This is a genomic window from Alkalibacterium sp. m-11 (assembly GCF_054658155.1).
Genome location: NZ_BAAGIR010000241.1, coordinates 1 through 1,820 on the forward strand (window position 1 = coordinate 1; position 1,820 = coordinate 1,820).

Genomic DNA, 1,820 nt, shown 5'->3' on the forward strand with positions numbered 1-1,820 from the left:
TTTGATTCATAAGAAGACCTCTTTTCTGGATTTGTGGTTATCTCTAGATTAAGGGTCTTCTTTCTTTTTGTCTACTTTAATTTCTTGCCCTACTATTTTACTTTCCGACAACTATTTTACACATAGAAAGTCATTGTTTGTTGTAAGCGCTCAATAAAAGTACGGATTCAAACACACTGTCTGCCATGAGATAATCTTTAGTATAGTAGTAAGTTTTAGCACCAGCTAAGCAATCCTTAGCCGGTACTAAAACTAAGTCTAAACTGGGAGGCTAAGCAAATATGGCAACTGTAAGACAGGCAAAACATGACCTATTGAAAACAAAGTTGCAGGAAATTATCGCTGCCCAAAGACAAAGTGGACAATCAATCAGAAACTGGTGTGAGGAAAACCAAATCTCAGCCCCTTCTTTTTTCTACTGGAATAAAATAATCCGTGAGGATTCATTGATCCAGGCAGGAGTGATGGCAGTTACAGAATCAAAGCGATTTGCAGAAATCACTATGCCGAATCCGCTCTCTGAAAGAGTTTCTGATTCATCATTACAGGTTTGTGCTGTACTACGTGTACATCAGACTGAGATTGAGATTCATAATGGTGCAGATGCTAAGACATTGGAAACAATCCTTACACTTATCGGAAGGTCATCATGAAAATCCAATTACCTGACGATCTCCGTATCTTTCTCGCCTGTGGGCAAGCTGATATGAGAAAATCCATTGATGGCCTTACGGCCATGATTTCGTTAACGTATAAACTGGAGCCCTTCCAACATGCGCTATTTCTTTTCTGTGGTAGACGGAAAGATCGAATGAAGGCAATTCTCTGGGAGGGTGATGGGTTTCTTCTCCTCTATAAGAGGCTCGAAAACGGAAGTTTTCAGTGGCCTCGAACAACGGATAAAGCTCGCGAAATCACACCTCAACAATATCGGTGGCTCATTGAAGGTCTTTCCATCGATCAAAAGAAAGTGATTCAAGAAACTATTGTACACATGACTATATTGATTTATTTATGCAGGTTCTTGTGCAGTTAATAGCCGGTTACTCAACGGATTCTTCAGCCAATTGGCTACGTCACGATCCAGTTTTTCAGCAGGGGCTAAATAAAACGACCTTAGGTTCACAGTCGATGGTTTCTCGTTTTATTCATCAACTGTCGGAGGAGAATATCGTTCAACTTCAATCAATTGCCAAGGCATTGACCACTATCTATATCGGCCAAAAAATACACAGCATATGATCATTGACGTGGATTCTACTCACTCAGACACCTTCGGAAAACAAGAACAGACTGATTTCAATACTCACTACGGAACAACGGGTTATCATCCCTTAGTGGCTTTTGATGGACTGACTGGTCTGTTTCTGGGTGCCGAACTTCGTCCGGGCAATGTGTACACGTCTAACAATGCAGAAGTCTTTTTAGCAGACATCATCTCTCAACACAAACAGCACTCATGTGATATGTTTTTAACTGTCCGAGGGGACAGTGGCTTTGCCAAACCTGAGATCTATGAGTTATGCGAGCAAGAAAAAGTGAAGTATATTATTCGTTTAAAAGTCAATGCACGACTGAAGAACATGGCTCAACAAAAGGTCCTTTACGGACCAGATACAGACTTTACACATAAAGAATCACAGTATTTCAAGATTGATTATCAAGCTAAATCTTGGGAAACGGTTCGTAAAGTAGCTGTAAAGGCCACTCGAGAAGCTGGCGAACTCTTATTTACGACGTTTGAGTTTATCGTATCAAATTTCGTTGATATACCTGCCCAAACAGTGTACAAGCTCTACCAAAAGAGAGGGACAATGGAA

The 1,820-nt window shown here is 40.5% G+C and carries 2 protein-coding genes and 1 pseudogene; all 3 read left to right on the forward strand.

The window, feature by feature from the left end; translation table 11 throughout:
* The first annotated feature begins 281 nt into the window (after positions 1–281).
* Positions 282–653, forward strand: a complete 372-nt coding sequence (tnpA, locus tag ACYQ2O_RS12105) for an IS66 family insertion sequence element accessory protein TnpA (protein ID WP_346023759.1) — start codon at positions 282–284, stop codon at positions 651–653.
* Positions 650–1,036: an IS66 family insertion sequence element accessory protein TnpB gene (gene tnpB, locus ACYQ2O_RS12110; protein WP_428830575.1), complete on the forward strand. Its 387-nt coding sequence runs from the start codon at positions 650–652 to the stop codon at positions 1,034–1,036. Before tnpA ends, tnpB begins: the two co-directional genes overlap by 4 nt.
* Positions 1,015–1,820 (forward strand): annotated as a pseudogene (locus tag ACYQ2O_RS12115) (IS1380 family transposase); the annotation flags it as partial. The gene tnpB and the pseudogene ACYQ2O_RS12115, both read left to right, overlap by 22 nt.

Coding starts and splice junctions, on each gene's coding strand:
- tnpA (WP_346023759.1), top strand. CDS start 282: ATGGCAACTGTAAGACAGGCAAAACATGACCTATTGAAAACAAAGTTG.
- tnpB (WP_428830575.1), top strand. CDS start 650: ATGAAAATCCAATTACCTGACGATCTCCGTATCTTTCTCGCCTGTGGG.